This is a genomic window from Streptomyces sp. NPDC037083 (assembly GCF_055606485.1).
In genome coordinates this window covers 863,807-880,962 of the sequence record NZ_JBVJSQ010000002.1, presented here as the reverse complement: position 1 = coordinate 880,962, position 17,156 = coordinate 863,807, and the positions used below count along the sequence as shown (strand labels likewise).

The window sequence follows — 17,156 nt, the reverse complement described above, 5'->3', positions numbered from 1 at the left end:
GGTACCCGATCCGTGGTGCCCCCGCCACCCCTCGCGAGCCGGTTCGCCCGTCCCGGGGGGGGCGGCGTCCCTCCCAAACCCGACGCCCCCCCCATCGGAGGGGGGGGGGGTGTTCCCCCCCGGGTTTGTGTTCTCGCTCCCCCGGGCCCAGTGGCTTGGGGGCCCCCGGAGCCGTGGCGCGGCAGGCCCCCACAGCCTGCCGCGCCCTCCCCTTCCCCCCACCCAGGGTCGGGTGGTCCTGTGATCAGGCCTTCTCGATCTCCGGCAGCGTCCCCGTCCGGGCCGCTTTGCCGTACCAGTACGCGCTCGACTTCGGGGTGCGGGTGAGGGTCGCGTAGTCCACGTACACCGCACCGAACCGCTTGTCGTAGCCGTACGCCCACTCGAAGTTGTCGAGCAGGGACCAGAGGTAGTAGCCGCGCACGTCCGCGCCGTCCGCGATCGCCCGGCGCACCGCCGAGAGGTGGCCGTGCAGGTAGGCGATGCGCTCCGGGTCGTGGACGCGGCCGTCCGGGTCGGGCTTGTCGTCGTAGGCCGCGCCGTTCTCCGTGACGTAGAGGGGCAGCCCCGGCGCCTCCCGCGTGTACCGCATGATCAGCTCGTGCAGGCCGCTCGGGTCGATCGTCCAGCCCATCTCCGTGCGCTCGCCCGGGGTCTGGTGGAAGGCGACGTCGTCCGCGCCCGGCCAGGGGGAGTGGTCGCTCGCGCCGTGGCCGTCGGAGCGCGGACCCTTCGGCTCCGCGTCCGCCGCCGAGACCAGGGTGGGCGTGTAGTAGTTCAGGCCCAGCGCGTCCAGCGGCTGGTTGATGCTGCGCAGGTCGCCGTCGAGGACGTACGACCAGTCCGTCAGCGACGAGGTCGCCGCCAGCAGGGTCTCCGGGTAGGCGCCCTTCAGGATCGGGCCGTGGAAGACGCCGTTGGCCAGGTCGTCGATCTTCTGGACGGCCGCCAGGTCCCCGGGGTTGCCCGGGGAGAGCGGGCGCACGACCGACGAGTTGAGGCTGAGCGCCACCGCGTTGCGGGCCGGCATCACCGAGCGCAGCGCCGAGGTGCCCAGTCCGTGCGCCAGGTTCAGGTGGTGGGCCGCCCTCAGCGACGCCGCCGGGTCGGTGCGGCCCGGTGCGTGCACCCCGGACGCGTAGCCCAGGAACGCGCTGCACCAGGGCTCGTTCAGCGTGATCCAGTTCTCCACGCGGTCGCCGAGCGCCTCCCCGACGATCTGCGCGTACTCGGCGAACCGGAACGCCGTGTCCCGCTCGGGCCAGCCGCCCGCGTCCTCCAGTTCCTGGGGGAGGTCCCAGTGGTAGAGGGTGACGGCCGGCTTGATGCCCTTCGCGAGGAGCTCGTCGACCAGGCGGCGGTAGAAGTCCAGGCCCACCTGGACCGCGGGGCCGCGGCCCGTGGGCTGGACGCGGGACCAGGAGATGGAGAAGCGGTACGCCGACAGGCCCAGGTCCGCCATCAGCGCCACGTCGTCGCGGTAGCGGTGGTAGTGGTCGACAGCGATGTCGCCGGACTCGCCACCGGACGTCTTGCCCGGCGTATGGCTGAAGGTGTCCCAGATCGACGGCGTACGGCCGTCCTCCCGCACGGCCCCCTCGATCTGGTACGCGGACGTCGCGGCGCCCCAGAGGAAGGAGGGAGGGAAGGTCACCGGATTGACGGGCTCGGGCATGGAAGCGCTCCCATGAAAGGTCGTCGCAGGTCGTCGAGGTCGTCGCGACCGACGGGTTTTGGGGGAAGTGATGCGGAGGGGGCCGAGGCTGCGGTGACCCGGCCCCCGAGAAGTCACGGACGGGAGGGCGTCTTGCGGTGCGCGCGGTGCTCCGGCGCGTCGTCAGCCCTTCACGGCGCCCTGCATGATGCCGCCCACGATCTGCTTGCCGAAGATCGCGAAGACCAGCAGCAGCGGCAGCGTGCCCAGCAGCGCGCCCGCCATGATCAGGGACTGGTCCGGGGTGTACCCGCGGCCGAGGCCCGCGACCGCGACCTGCACGGTCGGGTTGCCGGTCTGGCTCAGCACCAGGAACGGCCACAGGAAGTCGTTCCACGTCTGGACGAACATCAGCATGCCGAGCACCGCCATCGCGGGGCGCGCCGCGGGGAACACCACGTGCCACACCACGCGCCAGCTGCTCGCGCCGTCCACCCGGGCCGCCTCGATGATCTCGTCGGGCAGCGCCTGGATGAGGTACTGCCGCATGAAGAACACACCGAACGCGCTCACCAGCGACGGCAGGATCACCGCCTGGAGCTGGTCCGTCCACTCCAGCTTGGCGACCATCATGTACAGCGGGATGACGCTCAGCTGCGGCGGCACCATCATCGTGCCGATCACGATCAGCATCAGCGCGCCCCGGCCCCGGAAGCGGAGCTTGGCGAAGGCGAACCCGGCGACTGTCGACAGGAAGACGATCGTCGCCGCCGAAGTCCCCGCCACGATCGTGGTGTTGACGAACGCCTTGCCCAGGTTCGCGTCGTTCCAGGCCACGTCCAGGTTGTGGAAGAGGTTGGAGCCGAACACGAAGGGCGGGGGCGACTGGGCCAGCCGGTTGTTGTCGCGGGAGGCGGCGATCGCCGTCCACACCAGCGGGAACAGCGAGCCGACGGTGAACAGGGTGAGGATGATGTACGCGATCGGACCGCCGTGCAGCTGCCCGCCGGCCCGCGCGGACTTCGGCCGGCGCACCTTCCGGGCCGTCGGTACGGCGTCCTCGGGTTCCACGGACCTCGCGGTCGTTGTCGTCGTCGTCACGGCCGGTACTCCTAACTACTGGCGCGCAGCCGGCGCGAGATGACGTAGTTGACGATGCCCACCGCGATCAGGATCAGGAACATCGTCCAGGCGATCGCCGAGGCCCGGCCCAGGTGCTGGTTCACCCAGCCCTGCTCGTACAGGTACAGACCCAGCGTCTGGAACTGGTGCTCCGCTCCGCCCGACGCGCCCTTGTTGGCGTCGAACAGCAGCGGCTCGCCGAAGACCTGGCTCGCGCCGATCGTCGAGACGACGACCGTGAACAGGATCGTCGGCCGCAGCGACGGCAGGGTCACGTGCAGGAACTGCTTCCAGCGGCTCGCGCCGTCCAGCGCCGCCGACTCGTACAGGTCCTGCGGGATCGCCTGCATCGCGGCCAGGTAGATCAGCGCGTTGTAGCCGGTCCACCGCCAGATGACGATCGTCGAGACGGCGATCTGCGACGGCCACTTGTCGTTCTGCCAGTCGATCGCGTCGATGCCGACGTAGTGCAGCGCCCAGTTGATCATGCCGTAGTCGCGCCCGAAGAGCAGCACGAAGACCAGCGAGGCGGCCGCGATCGACGTCGCGTACGGCGCGAGCATCGCGACCCGGTAGAAGGTCGAGGCGCGCAGCTTGTAGTTGAGGATATGGGCGATGCCCATCGCCATCAGCAGCTGCGGCACCGTCGAGATGACGCCGATCGTCAGGGTGTTCTTCGCCGCGTTCCAGAAGAAGTCGTCGTCGAAGATGCGCGTGTAGTTGCGCATCCCCACCCACGTCATGTCGGTCGGCGCGGTGAGCTCCACCTGGTGCAGCGAGGCCCATCCGGTGTAGACCAGCGGGAACAGGCCGAACGCGAGGAACAGCAGGAAGAACGGCGAGACGAACGCGTACGGACTCCAGCGCAGGTCCCGCTGCCAGCGGCGGGAGAGCCGGGCCCGATGGCGCCTGTCCGCCTCCGTCGGCGCGGCGGGCGGGCGGCCCGGGGCCGCGCCCCCCTCCTTCACGGGGGGCGCGGCGGTGTCGTGGCGGGTGGACATCCGGGTCACTTGTCCAGGTTGTTGTCGATGGTCTTGGTCGCCGTCTTCCAGGCTTCCGCCGCCGACTTGCCCTTGGTCACGAGGATCACGCCGTTGTCGGTCAGGCCCTGCTGGATGATCTGGTCCTTCGGGCCGATCACCTGGACGGGGGCGGTCTTGGCGGCCGCGGAGAAGACCGTGCCGATCGGCGAGTCGCCGGTCATCTCGTTCTTCGCGCCGGTGACCTCGGGCATCGTGTACGTGCTCGGCGCGCTCGGGAAGGAGCCCTGCACCTTGAACAGCTTCGCCTGCTGCTCGGGCGCGGTCAGCCAGGTGATGAACGCCTCGGCCTCCTTCACGTGCTTGCCGCTCTTCGGCACGCCCAGGAAGGAACCGCCCCAGTTGCCGGACTTCGGCGCGACGGCCACGTCCCACTTGCCGGCGTCCTCGGGCTTGGCCTTGCCCTTGATGGTGCCGAGCATCCACGGCGGGCAGGCGATGGTGGCGAACTTGCTGTTGGCGATCGTGGTGTCCCACGACTGCTGGAACTGCGTCTGGGCCTGGACCAAGCCCTCGGCGGCCGCCTTCGCGGTGAGATCGAAGGCGTCCTTCACGGCCGGGTTCGTCTTGTAGATGATCTCGCCGGACGCGTTGTAGAACTTCTCCTTCTCACTGCTGAGGATGGCGTTGATCAGACCGCCGGGGGAGTCCATGAAGAAGGTGCCGGCCTTGGCCTTCTTCTTGTACTGCTCACCAGTGGCGACGAACTTGTTCCAGTCGCCGGCCCAGAGCTTGCCGACCGCCTCGCGGTCGGTGGGCAGACCGGCCGCCTGGAAGAGGTCCTTGCGGTAGCAGAGGGCCATCGGGCCGATGTCGGTGCCGAGACCGATCGTCTGGCCGTCCTTGGTGGTGGCCTGGGACCACTTCCAGTCGAGCCACTTGCTCTTGTCGACGCCCGAGACCTTCGACATGTCCTCGAACTTGGCCGCCTGCGTGGCGACGACCTCGGCGATGTTGCCCACTTCGATGGCCTGGACGTCCATCAGGCCGCTGTTGGTGGTGAGGTGGTTGACGAGCGCCGGGTAGTAGTTCTCGTTCCGCTCGGTGACGTTCTCGGCGATCTTGATGTCCGGGTGGAGCTTCTCGTACTCGGTGTAGAGACCGGCCTCCTTGAAGCCCATCGTGCCGAAGAGGCCCAGCGTGATCGTGGTCTTGCCCTTGCCACTGCCGGACGACGAACCGTCGGATGCCTCGTCGCCGCCGTCGTCGGCACAGCCGGCCAGCAGCCCGGCGCCCAGCGACGCGACGGCCGCGAGGACAACCGCCCGGCGGGCGGTTCGGGTACGTGCTCGCATTGCGTCCTCCTGTTGCCCTGACGTGCCGACCCCCCGGCCAACTGCATTGTTGGGCCCGTTAGTTACTCGCTGCGGCTCGGGCGGGGAACGTGCGGGATGTGTATGTGTCAGGTACCGTGGGAGCGCTCCCACAAGTGATGTGTTGAAGAGTCGTCGGTTCGGGCGGGGGTGTCAAGGGTGGGAGCGCGGAGAGACGCGTTCAGTTATCTGCCTGTTAGCTAACGCGGACGGACAGCGCTTTCCCGCCAGGCGCCGCCGAGTTGGGCCGGTGCGGCGCGTGAGCCGACGGCCGTCGCGGGCCCTGGGCGACCTGGGGATGTCGGGCGCCGGCGGCGGTGGACCGAACGGGTGGGACTGTTAGATTCCAGGCCAGCGGGAACAACGGCGGGAAGGCGGAGCCCATGGCAAGCCACGGAGCGCGGGGGCGCAGCGGGGGGCGGCCGACCCTCGAAGAGGTGGCCGCACGCGCCGGCGTCGGCCGCGGCACGGTCTCCCGGGTGATCAACGGTTCGCCGAGAGTCAGCGACGCGACCCGCGCCGCGGTGGAGGCGGCGGTCGCCGAGCTCGGTTATGTCCCGAACACTGCGGCCCGCGCCCTCGCCGCCAACCGCACGGACGCGATCGCGCTGGTCGTCCCGGAGCCGGAAACGCGTTTCTTCGCGGAGCCGTACTTCTCGGACATCCTGCGCGGCGTGGGCGCGGAGCTGTCCGACACGGAGATGCAGCTGCTGCTGATCTTCGCGGGCAGCGACCGGGAACGTCGCCGGCTGGCCCAGTACCTGGCGGCGCACCGGGTGGACGGGGTGCTCCTGGTCTCGGTCCACGCGGACGACCCGTTGCCGGATCTGCTGTCCCAGCTGGAGATCCCCGCGGTGATCAGCGGTCCGCGGTCCGCGGGGGAGACGCTCCCGTCCGTGGACTCCGACAACTACGGCGGCGCCCGCTCGGCGGTCGAGCACCTGCTCTCCCGGGGCCGCACCCGGATCGCCCACATCACCGGCCGCCTCGACGTCTACGGCGCCCAGCGACGCGTCGACGGCTACCGCGACGCCCTGCGCGAGGCGGGCCACGAGGTGGACGAGGGCCTGATCGCGCTGGGCGACTTCACCGAGGAGGGTGGTCACCGCGCGATGCGTGAACTCCTCGCCCGCACGCCCTCCCTGGACGCGGTCTTCGCCGGCTCCGACGTCATGGCCGCCGGCGCCCGCCAGGCCCTGCGCGAGGCGGGCCGGCGCATCCCGGAGGACGTGGCGCTGGTCGGCTACGACGACTCGGCGATCGCCCGCCACATGGACCCGCCCCTGACGAGCGTCCGCCAGCCCATCGAGGAGATGGGCCGCCGCATGCTGGACCTGCTCCTGACCGAGATCGCGGACCGCCGTCCGGCGGTGTCACGAGGACTGGAACGCCGCCAGGTGGTCCTGGCCACGGAACTGGTGGACCGAACCTCGTCGTGAGGACGACCTGAGACACCCCCACCGGGGGCGGGGCTCGTCGAGCGGTCGCCCCCTCGGGCGACCGGGGCGTCGGGGCGTCGGGTGGTTGGCGTGCAGGGTGGTTGGGCCGGCTCGCGATCCGGGGATGGCGAAGGACTTGGCTGCCGCGTCGTCGGGGGCGTCGAAGAACCTGGCCGGCGTGTTGCCGAGCCGTCGCGTTGCCGACGGGGTGAGGCTGTCGAGTCGCCGGGGTGTCCGGGTGGCCGGGCCCCCGAGTTGCCGAGTCGCGGGGTCGTCGAGCGGCCGGGCTGTCGCGCAGTGCGGGGTGCCGAAGGGGCTGGCCGCCGCGTCGCCCGGGACATGGATGAGCCTGGCCGGCGGGTTGCCGAGGTGTCGCGTTGCCCTTGCGTCGCCGGCGGGTTGAGGCTGTCGGGCTGTCGGGCTGTCGGGCTGTCGGGCTGTCGGGACGTCGGGACGTCGGGCGGTCGGGGTGCCGAGTGGGCCGGCTGTCGCGTCGTCGGGGGGCTCGGTCGTCCCTGGGATGCCGAGCGGTCGTCGCGCGGGAGAACGGGGCCGGTGAGTGCGGTGTGTCGGTCAGGGGGTGGGGCCGGAGTGGTGGAGGGACAGGCGCCAGCGGACTTCGCCGTTGTGGTGTTCGCGGGTGGGGGAGAGGCCGGCGGAGCGGGCCACGCCGGCCGAGGCCTCGTGGGCGGGGTGGATGTGGGCGGTGATCGTTCGTACGCCCTGGGCCCGGAGACGGGTGACGAGTCCTGCGGCCGCCTCGGAGGCCAGGCCGCGGTTCTGCCACGGGGCGCCGACCACCCAGGCGATCTCGGCCTCGTCCCGGCCGCTCACCGTGGCCTGGACGGTGCCCGTGAGATCGCCGGTGTCGCGGAGCCGCAGGACCCAGTTGCACCAGGAGACGCCCGGGTCCGGGGAACCGGCGACAAGGCGCTCGTAGCGGATGCGCAGGGCCTCGGGTGTGCTGGGCTCGCCGCCGATGAACGTGTGCAGGGCGGGGTCGGCGAGGACGGCCGCCATCTCCGCCGCGTGCTCGACGCGCAGCGGGAGAAGATCGAGCCGGGTGGTGCGGATCGGCTCGGGCCGGATCGGATCGAGCCGGACGGCTGCGCGCATGGCTGCTCCCGGAAACGCATCAGCCGGTGACCTCCCTCGCGGGAAGTCACCGGCTGATGACTCAGGGTGAGTGACGGGACTCGAACCCGCGGCATCCTGGACCACAACCAGGTGCTCTACCAGCTGAGCTACACCCACCACGCCCGGCAGTTGGACTTTGCGGTCTCCCTACCGGCCGAGAAAAAGTGTACAGGGTCCGAAGGGGTGCTCGCGCACGGCTTTTCCCGACGCCGCCCGAGCACCGTCCGGGGGCCTTACTGGGCGGGCAGGACGTGCTTCGCCGCGATCGACTTCGCGGTGTCGGAGTCGGGGCCGGGCTGCGGCACGAAGACGGCCTCGCGGTAGTAGCGCAGTTCCGCGATGGACTCGCGGATGTCGGCGAGGGCGCGGTGGTTGCCGTTCTTCTCGGGGCTGTTGAAGTAGGCCCGCGGGTACCAGCGCCGGGCGAGTTCCTTGATCGACGAGACGTCGACGATCCGGTAGTGGAGGTAGTCCTCCAGGGCCGCCATGTCCCGGGCGAGGAAACCGCGGTCCGTGCCGACGGAGTTCCCGCACAGGGGCGCCCTGCCCGGCTCCTTCACGTGCTCCCGGACATAGGCGAGGACCTGGGCCTCGGCCTCCGCGAGCGTCGTCCCGCCGGCCAGTTCCTCGAGCAGTCCGGACGCGGTGTGCATCTGACGCACCACCTCCGGCATCGTCTCCAGTGCCCTGTCCGGCGGGCGGATGACGATGTCCACACCGTCGCCGAGGATGTTCAGCTCGGAGTCGGTGACGAGGGCGGCTACTTCGATGAGAGCGTCGTCGGACAGCGAGAGGCCGGTCATCTCGCAGTCGATCCACACCATGCGATCGTTCATGCGACCACCCTAAAGCTGACGTCGGCTTTTGAGGCGCCCCGTGTCCCGGCGCCCCCGGGGCGCACGCGGAACGCCGGACGGGCGGGCTCGGCCCGCCCGCCCGGCGTCACCAGGTGCTCACGTACCGCTGCGCTGCCCCGGCAGACTCGCGCGCGAGGTCAGGTACGCGTCGCGCGCGTGCTCGGACGGCAGGGACGCCGACGAGCCCACCGCACCGGCCGTCGCCGCCGTGCGCCGGATCTGCGGCGGCACCGGTCCCGGCGTCTCGGGGTGCAGCGGCGGCGGTGGCGGCGGCGACGGCTCGTTGTCCGTCGGCCGTTCGTTCTGCGGCCTGCGCGCCCGGTAGGCCGCCCGGTACGCCGCCGGCGACGAGCCGAGCTGGCGGCGGAAGTGGCCGCGCAGGGCCACCGGCGAGCGGAAGCCGCAGCGGCCCGCGACCTCGTCCACCGAGTAGTCCGACGTCTCCAGCAGACGCTGCGCCTGCAGCACCCGCTGGGTGATCAGCCACTGCAGCGGCGCGCTTCCGGTCAGCGACCGGAACCGGCGGTCGAAGGTGCGCCGGCTCATGTAGGCGCGGGCGGCCAGCGTCTCCACGTCGAACTGCTCGTGGAGGTGCTCCAGCGCCCAGGCGACGACCTCGGCCAGCGGGTCGGCGCCGATCTCCTCCGGTAAAGACCGGTCGAGATAGCGCTCCTGACCGCCCGACCGGCGTGGCGGCACCACGAGACGCCGGGCCAGCGCGCCCGCCGCCTCGTTACCGTGATCTGTCCGCACGATGTGCAGACACAGATCGATTCCGGCCGCCGTACCGGCCGACGTCAGCACGTCGCCGTCGTCCACGAAGAGTTCTCGTGGATCGACGTGCACCGACGGGTAGCGCTTGGCCAGCGTCGGCGCGTACATCCAGTGCGTCGTGGCCGGGCGGCCGTCCAGCAGGCCCGCGGCGGCCAGCACGAACGCGCCGGTGCACAGGCCCACGATGCGGGCGCCCTCTTCGTGCGCCCGGCGCAGCGCGTCGAGCGCCTCCTCCGGTGGCGGAGAGGTGATCGAACGCCAGGCCGGCACGACGACCGTGCCCGCCCGTGAGATCGCCTCCAGGCCATGTGGCGCGGTGAGTTCCATGCCCCCTGTGGTCCGCAGCGGGCCTTCCTCGCCGCCGCACACCAGCAATCGGTAGCGCGGCACGCCGGCGTCCTGGCGGTCAATCCCGAACACCGACAACGGAATGGAACTCTCGAAGATGGGGCCGCCGCTGAACAGCAGCACCGCGACGATCTCCTTGCGTCGTCGCCCGGAAAGCTTCCGGGCCACGGCTTCCGGCGCGGCAGTGGAGTCGTGGCTCATCCTGCTAAGCCCCCCTCGGTGGTCGCGGCTCCTCGGTTGTGTCGCTCCTGCACGTTTCCCCTCGGTCCTGCACGAGTCCCCCGCCGTAGACAGTCAAGATCGAATCTACTGTGTCGCACGATGCCGGCGTGGCCAGTTCAGCACCCGGCAGATTGTCGACATGGCAACTTGGCGTGAAGCATTCGATCACGAAGCGTTGCACTCGTGGGCCGTGCAGGGAAGTGCGCCTCGGTGCGGTGGCCAATCCCCGTAGGGTGCGCAGTGCCCCTGAGGCCCTTTCCGTGCAGGTGGAACGGGGGGTGGGGGGTGGTTACGGCAAGAGATGCACACTTACCGGAAGTTGGCTGAAAAGAAGCGGGTCCGTGCGTGAAAACCGGTCAACCGACCGGTGAGTTTCCCCCGGAGTGACGACCGCCACGGTGCGACCCCGTTCCGGTGCGCTGACGGCGCCCCCGGTGGTGCGCCTGGGGCGCGGGCTCCTCGGCGAGCAACCGGGCCGCGCACCGCTCGGACCGGCGCAGCAGCACCCGGCAGACGGCCGTGACGGCGGCGAGGCCGAGGGCGGTGCCGGCGGTTCCGGCGAGCGAGGTGCCGTACCAGAGGAGGACCACCGGGACCAGGACGCAGCTGAAGGCCGCCCAGCGGATCAGGTCGGTCGTCCGGTCTTCGCCGGGGCGGGGTTCGGGGGTGGTGCGGGGCGAGGGCATCGGACGGGCTCCTTCCTGAAGCGGCGGGGCGGCCGGGGCCGTGGAGTGGAGGGGAGAGGACCGGGTGGTGGGGTCGGGGCGGCGGTGCGTGCGGTTCAGGGGGTTCAACGCCGGTTCGGGCGGTCGGTCACTGCTGGAGGCGCTCCGGCGTGAGCGAACCCTGTGCAAACCGCCTGTACGGGGCAGCAACCATTGCGTTACGGGCGTTCGCTCGTGCATGCTCCCTGGAACCCCCACCGGGGGCGTGCGGGCTCTGGGCCCAGGAGGCGTGCCGCCGTACCCTTGGGGGTATGGGGTTGGGAAGATGATTCCCGGACAGCTCCGCCGCCCACCGCCGCGTCCCACCCGTATAAGGATCAATACGCCGAGACAGCCATGGCCGGTCACGAATTCTTCGAACCCGCGGACCGCAAGCGGCCCGTCGCCGACCCTACGGCGGCCGAGCCCCTGGCGGCTGAAGAGGCACGCCATTCCTGCGATCCCGCCTTCAAGCACGGGGTGGTCGTCGGCTTCGACGGCTCCACGTCCAGTGAACGCGCTCTCGCGTACGCCATCGGCATGGCCCATCGCTCCGGGTCGGGCCTGATCATCGTCCATGTCGCCAACCGGCTGCCGACCACGGTGTGGGCCGGCTGCGAGCCGCCCGTCTTCGTCGACGTGCCCGATCACCGCACCGAGGTGCTCGGTCTGGAGCTCGCGTGCGCGGACTACCTGGCCGAGGTGCCCTGGATCCTGGTCGAGCGGGGCGGCGACATCTGTCATGAACTCGAAGAGGTCGGCCGGGAGTACGAGGCCGACGCGATCGTCGTCGGGTCGACGCACGGCATCGTCGGGCGGATCTTCGGCTCCGTCGCCGGGCGGCTCGCCAAGCGGGCCAAGCGGCCCGTCGTCGTCATCCCCTGACTCGCCGTCCTCCCAGGTGAGTTGAGATCCCGGCACGTCCGGCCCCCCTTGTCGCGCCGCATGAATCTACTGACGCGTAGGGGTGTTTGTGCCTTTGTGAAGGGCATATATCGCTCACACAACTGCACATGCATGAAGGGAGCCCGCCGTGGACAACGACGTCTCTGCGGGAATCAGCACCACCACGGTCGCCGGCCGACTCGCCCTGGGCGTCACCCTGTTGGCCTTCGGGCTCGGGTACACCGGCCTCATCGACGGCGTGACGGCCGCGGACGCCGTGTCCGTCGCCCACTACGTCGGCGGCGTCGCGCTGTTCGTCGCCGGCCTGTTCGCCCTCCGGGACCGTGACGCGGCCGCCGGCACCGCCTACACCGTCCTCGGCGCCTTCTGGTTCACCTGGGCCGTCTCGGCCGGCGCCCAGGTCTCCGACAACGCCGCGGGGCTCTTCCTGCTCCTGTTCGCCCTCGTGGCGCTCTCCCTGACCCTCGCCGGGGGCGACCAACTCGGCCAGGCCGTCTACGGGTTGTTCTGCGTCGGGCTCGTGCTGATGGCCGTCGCCCGGTTCGCCGACGGCGACGGTCTCGCCAAGGCCGGCGGCTGGTTCGCCGTCGCGGCGGGCGCGGTGGCCTGGTACGCGGCGACCGCGGCGCTGGCCCACTGGCCCACGTCGGTTCCGCGACGCGCTGCCCGCCCCGGCGTGACGGCCACGGGCTGATCGGCAGCCGACGCCGGGGAGTTGGGCGTCCCCGGCAGCAGAGCGGCCCCCCACGTGGCGGTGGCGCACGTGGGGGGCCGCTCCGCGTCGGCGGGGAGGACTACTCGACCGTGACCGACTTCGCGAGGTTCCTCGGCTTGTCGATGTCACGCCCGAGCGCCTTCGCCGTGTAGTAGGCGAGGAGCTGGAGCGGGATGCCCATGAGGATCGGGTCCAGCTCGTCCTCGTTCTTGGGCACGACGATCGTCTGGTCGGCCTTCTCCTGCTCCTGGTGGGCGACCGCGATGATCCGGCCGCTGCGGGCCTTGATCTCCTCCAGGGCGGCGCGGTTCTTCTCCAGCAGGTCGTCGTCGGGGACGATCGCGACCGTCGGGAGCGCGGGCTCGATGAGGGCCAGCGGGCCGTGCTTGAGCTCGGAGGCGGGGTAGGCCTCGGCGTGGATGTACGAGACCTCCTTGAGCTTCAGGGAGGCCTCACGGGCGACCGGGTAGCCCCGGACGCGGCCGATGAAGAGCATCGAGCGGGCCTCGGCGAGCTGCTCGGCCAGCTTCTCGATCTCCGCCTCCTGCTCCATGATCTCGGCGATCTGGGCGGGCAGCTTGCGCAGGCCCTCGATGATCCGCTTGCCGTCGCGCACGGACAGGTCGCGGGTGCGGCCGAGGTGCAGGGCGAGCAGCGCGAAGGCCACCGTGGTGTTCGTGAAGCACTTGGTCGACACGACGCAGACCTCGGGGCCGGCGTGCACGTACACGCCGCCGTCGGCCTCGCGGGCGATCGCCGAGCCGACCACGTTGACGACGCCCAGCACCCGGGCGCCCTTGCGCTTCAGCTCCTGGACCGCCGCCAGCACGTCGTACGTCTCACCGGACTGCGAGACGGCGATGTACAGCGTGTCGGGGTCCACGACCGCGTTGCGGTAGCGGAACTCGGACGCCGGCTCGGCGTCGGCGGGGATGCGGGCGAGCTCCTCGATCATCTGGGCGCCGATCATGCCCGCGTGGTACGAGGTGCCGCAGCCGAGGATCTTCACACGGCGGATCTGGCGCGCCTCGCGGGCGTCCAGGTTGAGGCCGCCGAGGTGAACGGTGGAGAAGCGGTCGTCGATACGGCCGCGCAGCACGCGGTCCACGGCGTCGGCCTGCTCGTGGATCTCCTTGTGCATGTAGGTGTCGTGGCCGCCCATGTCGTAGGAGGCGGCCTCCCACTCCACGGTGGTCGGCTCGGCGGTGGTGCGGGTGCCCTCGGTGGTGTAGGTGCGGAAGTCGTCCGCCTTGAGGGTGGCCATCTCGCCGTCGTCGAGCGTGACTATCTGGCGGGTGTGGGCGACGAGGGCGGCGATGTCCGAGGCGACGAACATCTCCTTCTCGCCGATGCCGAGGACGACCGGGGAGCCGTTGCGGGCGACGACGATGCGGTCCGAGAAGTCGGCGTGCATGACGGCGATGCCGTAGGTGCCCTCGACCACGCGCAGCGCCTCGCGGACCTTGTCCTCGAGCTTGTCGGCCTGGGCGCGGGCGATGAGGTGCACGAGCACCTCGGTGTCCGTCTCGGAGAGGAACTCGACGCCGTCGGCCTCGAGCTTCCTGCGCAGGTCGGAGGCGTTGTCGATGATGCCGTTGTGGACGACGGCGACCTTGAGGTCGGCCGACATGTGCGGGTGGGCGTTCACGTCGGAGGGGGCGCCGTGGGTGGCCCAGCGGGTGTGGGCGATGCCGGTGGTGCCCTTGAAGCGCGCCGGGACCTTGGCCTCCAGGTCACGGACCCGTCCCTTGGCCTTGACCATCTTCAGGCCGGCCGTCTTGGGGGAGGTGACGACTATGCCGGCCGAGTCGTACCCGCGGTACTCGAGCCGCTGGAGACCCTCCAGCAGCAGCGGGGCCACGTCACGCTTGCCGATGTATCCGACAATTCCGCACATATATAGGTATTCCTCAGCCGTAGACCATGCGGCGCAGCTGCCTGAGCGTGAGCTCCGGCGGCGCGACCGCCCGGTATTTCAGGTCCGCCTCGATCCGTTCGAAGATCTCCGCGTTCACCAGGCCCTGGGCCTGGAGCTCGCGGTGGCGGCGACGGACGTAGTCCTCGGTCGTCTCGTCGAAGTAGGCGAGCACGTCCTGGACCACCCGCAGCGCCTCGCCCCGCTGAAGGGGCGTGGAGCGCGTCAGATGATCGACAAGTTCCTCGTGCACCCGTAGATCCTGAGGGACGCGGGCCGGTTTCGCAAGAAACGTGCCCGATTTCGGGCAGGCACCTGTTAAGGAGCCTTGGGGCAACGTTGAATGTGTTATGAGCCCCTGTTCGCGAACCGTCCATGTGGCGTCCTGCGGCCCGTCGCCCGAGGCGACGAGTTTCAGACGTCATGGACACTCCTCGCATGGGCGTACCCGAGCAGCTCGCCGACCGTATGAGCATGGCCGAGCAGCACGAGTACCTGCGCGCCAAGTTCTCCCGGCGCGCGATGATCAGAGGCGGCGCCGTCACGCTGGGCGCCGTCACCGGTGGCGCGTTCGTGACCGGCGCCACCGCCCGGGCCGCCGTTCCCACGCAACCCCTCTCGCACACCGAGACCGTCGACGGCGCCCTCGTCGCCCCCTTCGGCCGCCACCTCGCCTACGGCAACGACCCGCGCACCGAGATCACCGTCTCCTGGCAGGTCCCCGTCGCCGTCAGGAAGCCGTTCATCCGCATCGGCGCCCACCCCTGGGACCTCTCCCACAGGATCGAGGCCGAGGTGCGCACCCTCCACACTCCGGCCGGGGTCGGCGCCGGCGGCGATCACACCCAGTACTACGTGCACGCCAAGCTCACCCACCTCAAGCCGGGCAGGACGTACTACTACGGCGCCGGTCACGCGGGCTTCGACCCGGCCGAGCCGCACCTGCTGGGCACCCTGGGCACCTTCACCACCGCCCCCGCCCACAAGGCGCCCTTCACCTTCACGGCCTTCGGCGACCAGGGCGTCAGCTACCACGCGCTGGCCAACGACAGCCTGATCCTCGGCCAGAACCCGGCCTTCCACCTGCACGCCGGTGACATCGCCTACGGCGACCCGGCCGGCCAGGGCAAGACCTCCGACACCGGCTTCGACTCGCGCACCTGGGACCAGTTCCTCGCCCAGACGGAGTCCGTCTCGAAGTCGGTGCCGTGGATGGTGTCGTACGGCAACCACGACATGGAGGCCTGGTACTCGCCCAACGGCTACGGCGGCGAGGAAGCCCGCTGGAGCCTCCCGGACAACGGGCCGGACAAGAAGAACCTCCCGGGCGTGTACTCCTTCGTCCACGGCAACACGGCGATCATCTCGCTGGACCCCAACGACGTCTCCTTCGAGATCCCGGCCAACCTCGGCATCTCCGGCGGCACCCAGACGAGGTGGCTCGAGGGCCGGCTGAAGAAGTTCCGGGCCGCGAAGGACATCGACTTCGTCGTGGTGTTCTTCCACCACTGCGCCTACTGCACCTCCACCGCGCACGCCTCGGAGGGGGGCGTGCGCCAGGAGTGGGTGCCGCTGTTCGACAAGTACCAGGTGGACCTGGTCATCAACGGCCACAACCACCAGTACGAGCGCACCGACGTCATCAAGGGCGGCGCGGTCACCAAGAAGCTCCCGATCGGCGGCACGGCCTACCCCGAGACCGAGGGCGTGGTGTACGTCACGGCGGGTGCGGCCGGCCGCAGCCTGTACGCCTTCACCGCCCCGGACTCGTACGAGGGGCACGAGAACGAGGTCGACTCGGTGGCCTCCTTCGTCAACCTCAAGGACGGCAAGCAGAACGAGACCGTCACCTGGTCGCGTGTGCGCTACCTGAACTACTCGTTCCTGCGCGTGGACGTCACCCCCGCGCCGAAGGGCCACCGCACGACCCTGAAGGTCCAGGGCATCGCGGAGACGGGCGACCGCATCGACCACTTCACGGTGGCCCGCACGGCGAAGTGACCCGGCCGGTGCGCCCGGAAGACGGGGCGCCCCCGGCTCCGGCGGGCGGTCCTCACCCTCCGCTACATGCGGGTGAGGACCGCCCGCTTGGCCATCGTGAACTCCTCGTCCGTCAGGACGCCGTCGCGGTGGAGATCGCCCAGCTCGCGCAGACGGCGCAGCAGGGCGTCGTGGCCGCCGTCCGAGGCGGATCCGGGCTCGGGCCGCGGCGGCACGGCGTCCTCGGGGGCGGCGGCCGGATGCGGGAGCCGGGCCTGCACCGCGGCCGCGACCAGGGCCATCAACGGGTCCCGGCGGAAGCCCCACAGCTGCACGGCGTCGGGGTCGTACCGCGGCGGGGCCTTGCTGACCGCGCCGCGCACCCGAAACCGCAGACAGCCGCACTCCAGACCGGCGGCGGGATGCCACTCGACGGCCGTGATGTCCTCGACTCCGATGCTGCGGGCGCCCGCGGAGGCCTTGGCCTCCTCCGTCTTCCAGTTCCACTCCAGACGCACCCGCTCGCCGTCGAAGCTCGCCGTGCCGTCCCCGGCGGAGGCCGACAGGGGGACGGCCGGCCCCGGCAGCAGGTACGCGCCCACGGGGCCGGACGGAACCCGGTCCAGCAGCAGGGCGTCGCGTACCTCGTCCACGAGGTACTCGGCGACGCCGTACCGGTCGTCGACGGTGAGCTGGTAGGGATCGTGCGGCTCGGCCAGCCGGCCGCCGGTCGCGTGCAGCAGGGGGTCCGCGCCGTCGCGCAGCCGCAGCCTGAGCCGGCCGGCCCTCCTGCCCTGCTCGAACGAGATCCCCGCCAACGCTTCGAGCGGGACGACGAGTTCACCCAGAGTCCGGCGGAGCGTGCTGACGTTCCTGTCCCGGCCCGGGGTGAGACGCAGGGCCTCGCCGTCGAAGACCCAGGTGCCGTCCTTCTGGATGATTTCCGCCATGCGGCGATTCTTCCAAAGGGTTCCGCTCGCGGCCGACGAGGACGACGACGGGCTCCCCGGGGACCGTACCCGGGGAGCCC

15 protein-coding genes and 1 tRNA gene are annotated in these 17,156 nt (G+C 70.7%); 4 read left to right on the top strand and 12 right to left on the bottom strand.

All coding sequences use genetic code 11. The features are described from left to right. Positions 1 to 244: 244 nt before the first annotated feature. The 4 genes from ACZ7DE_RS08605 to ACZ7DE_RS08590 form a co-directional block, all read right to left on the bottom strand. Complete coding sequence (locus ACZ7DE_RS08605; RefSeq protein WP_470758970.1) at positions 245 to 1,675, bottom strand: GH1 family beta-glucosidase; 1,431 nt, start codon at positions 1,673 to 1,675, stop codon at positions 245 to 247. Between the two features lie 162 nt (positions 1,676 to 1,837). Then, positions 1,838 to 2,725: a carbohydrate ABC transporter permease gene (locus ACZ7DE_RS08600; RefSeq protein WP_470759002.1), complete on the bottom strand. Its 888-nt coding sequence runs from the start codon at positions 2,723 to 2,725 to the stop codon at positions 1,838 to 1,840. Positions 2,726 to 2,766: 41 nt separating this feature from the next. Then, positions 2,767 to 3,777 (bottom strand): carbohydrate ABC transporter permease, encoded by a 1,011-nt coding sequence (locus tag ACZ7DE_RS08595; RefSeq protein WP_470759001.1) that lies wholly within the window; start codon positions 3,775 to 3,777, stop codon positions 2,767 to 2,769. 5 nt (positions 3,778 to 3,782) lie between these two features. Further along, positions 3,783 to 5,111 carry an ABC transporter substrate-binding protein gene (locus ACZ7DE_RS08590; protein WP_470758969.1) on the bottom strand — a complete coding sequence of 443 codons (1,329 nt, stop codon included), beginning with the start codon at positions 5,109 to 5,111 and terminating at the stop codon, positions 3,783 to 3,785. Positions 5,112 to 5,512: 401 nt separating this feature from the next. On the opposite strand from ACZ7DE_RS08590, the gene ACZ7DE_RS08585 reads away from it, so the two are divergent. Beyond that, positions 5,513 to 6,568 (top strand): LacI family DNA-binding transcriptional regulator, encoded by a 1,056-nt coding sequence (locus ACZ7DE_RS08585; protein ID WP_470758968.1) that lies wholly within the window; start codon positions 5,513 to 5,515, stop codon positions 6,566 to 6,568. Between the two features lie 573 nt (positions 6,569 to 7,141). Here the strand turns inward: ACZ7DE_RS08585 and ACZ7DE_RS08580 are convergent. The 5 genes from ACZ7DE_RS08580 to ACZ7DE_RS08560 form a co-directional block, all read right to left on the bottom strand. After that, positions 7,142 to 7,684 carry a GNAT family N-acetyltransferase gene (locus ACZ7DE_RS08580; protein ID WP_470758967.1) on the bottom strand — a complete coding sequence of 181 codons (543 nt, stop codon included), beginning with the start codon at positions 7,682 to 7,684 and terminating at the stop codon, positions 7,142 to 7,144. A gap of 65 nt (positions 7,685 to 7,749) precedes the next feature. Beyond that, positions 7,750 to 7,822 (bottom strand) — tRNA-His (locus tag ACZ7DE_RS08575). 116 nt (positions 7,823 to 7,938) lie between these two features. Continuing rightward, the gene (gene orn, locus ACZ7DE_RS08570) at positions 7,939 to 8,541 is read right to left on the bottom strand and encodes an oligoribonuclease (protein ID WP_470758966.1); all 603 of its coding nucleotides are present in this window, start codon (positions 8,539 to 8,541) and stop codon (positions 7,939 to 7,941) included. 117 nt (positions 8,542 to 8,658) lie between these two features. Next, on the bottom strand, positions 8,659 to 9,885 hold the full coding sequence (locus tag ACZ7DE_RS08565) for a helix-turn-helix domain-containing protein (RefSeq protein WP_470758965.1): 1,227 nt from the start codon (positions 9,883 to 9,885) through the stop codon (positions 8,659 to 8,661). A 377-nt stretch (positions 9,886 to 10,262) separates the two neighbouring features. Further along, positions 10,263 to 10,592 carry a hypothetical protein gene (locus ACZ7DE_RS08560; RefSeq protein WP_470758964.1) on the bottom strand — a complete coding sequence of 110 codons (330 nt, stop codon included), beginning with the start codon at positions 10,590 to 10,592 and terminating at the stop codon, positions 10,263 to 10,265. Positions 10,593 to 10,967: 375 nt separating this feature from the next. On the opposite strand from ACZ7DE_RS08560, the gene ACZ7DE_RS08555 reads away from it, so the two are divergent. Next, on the top strand, positions 10,968 to 11,495 hold the full coding sequence (locus ACZ7DE_RS08555; RefSeq protein ID WP_470758963.1) for a universal stress protein: 528 nt from the start codon (positions 10,968 to 10,970) through the stop codon (positions 11,493 to 11,495). A gap of 148 nt (positions 11,496 to 11,643) precedes the next feature. Then, the gene (locus ACZ7DE_RS08550; protein WP_470758962.1) at positions 11,644 to 12,210 is read left to right on the top strand and encodes a GPR1/FUN34/YaaH family transporter; all 567 of its coding nucleotides are present in this window, start codon (positions 11,644 to 11,646) and stop codon (positions 12,208 to 12,210) included. A 100-nt stretch (positions 12,211 to 12,310) separates the two neighbouring features. Here ACZ7DE_RS08550 and glmS read toward each other — a convergent pair whose 3' ends face one another. Both glmS and ACZ7DE_RS08540 read right to left on the bottom strand, forming a co-directional pair. Next, positions 12,311 to 14,128 (bottom strand): glutamine--fructose-6-phosphate transaminase (isomerizing), encoded by a 1,818-nt coding sequence (gene glmS / locus ACZ7DE_RS08545; protein ID WP_470758961.1) that lies wholly within the window; start codon positions 14,126 to 14,128, stop codon positions 12,311 to 12,313. Positions 14,129 to 14,141: 13 nt separating this feature from the next. Further along, positions 14,142 to 14,399 carry a hypothetical protein gene (locus tag ACZ7DE_RS08540; RefSeq protein WP_470758960.1) on the bottom strand — a complete coding sequence of 86 codons (258 nt, stop codon included), beginning with the start codon at positions 14,397 to 14,399 and terminating at the stop codon, positions 14,142 to 14,144. A 185-nt stretch (positions 14,400 to 14,584) separates the two neighbouring features. Here ACZ7DE_RS08540 and ACZ7DE_RS08535 point away from each other — a divergent pair, with 185 nt between their 5' ends. After that, a complete protein-coding gene (locus tag ACZ7DE_RS08535; RefSeq protein ID WP_470758959.1) occupies positions 14,585 to 16,147 on the top strand; it encodes a purple acid phosphatase family protein in 1,563 nt (520 codons plus the stop codon). A 62-nt stretch (positions 16,148 to 16,209) separates the two neighbouring features. Here the strand turns inward: ACZ7DE_RS08535 and ACZ7DE_RS08530 are convergent, their stop codons facing one another. Continuing rightward, complete coding sequence (locus ACZ7DE_RS08530) at positions 16,210 to 17,076, bottom strand: DUF4429 domain-containing protein (RefSeq protein ID WP_470758958.1); 867 nt, start codon at positions 17,074 to 17,076, stop codon at positions 16,210 to 16,212. Positions 17,077 to 17,156 lie beyond the last annotated feature (80 nt).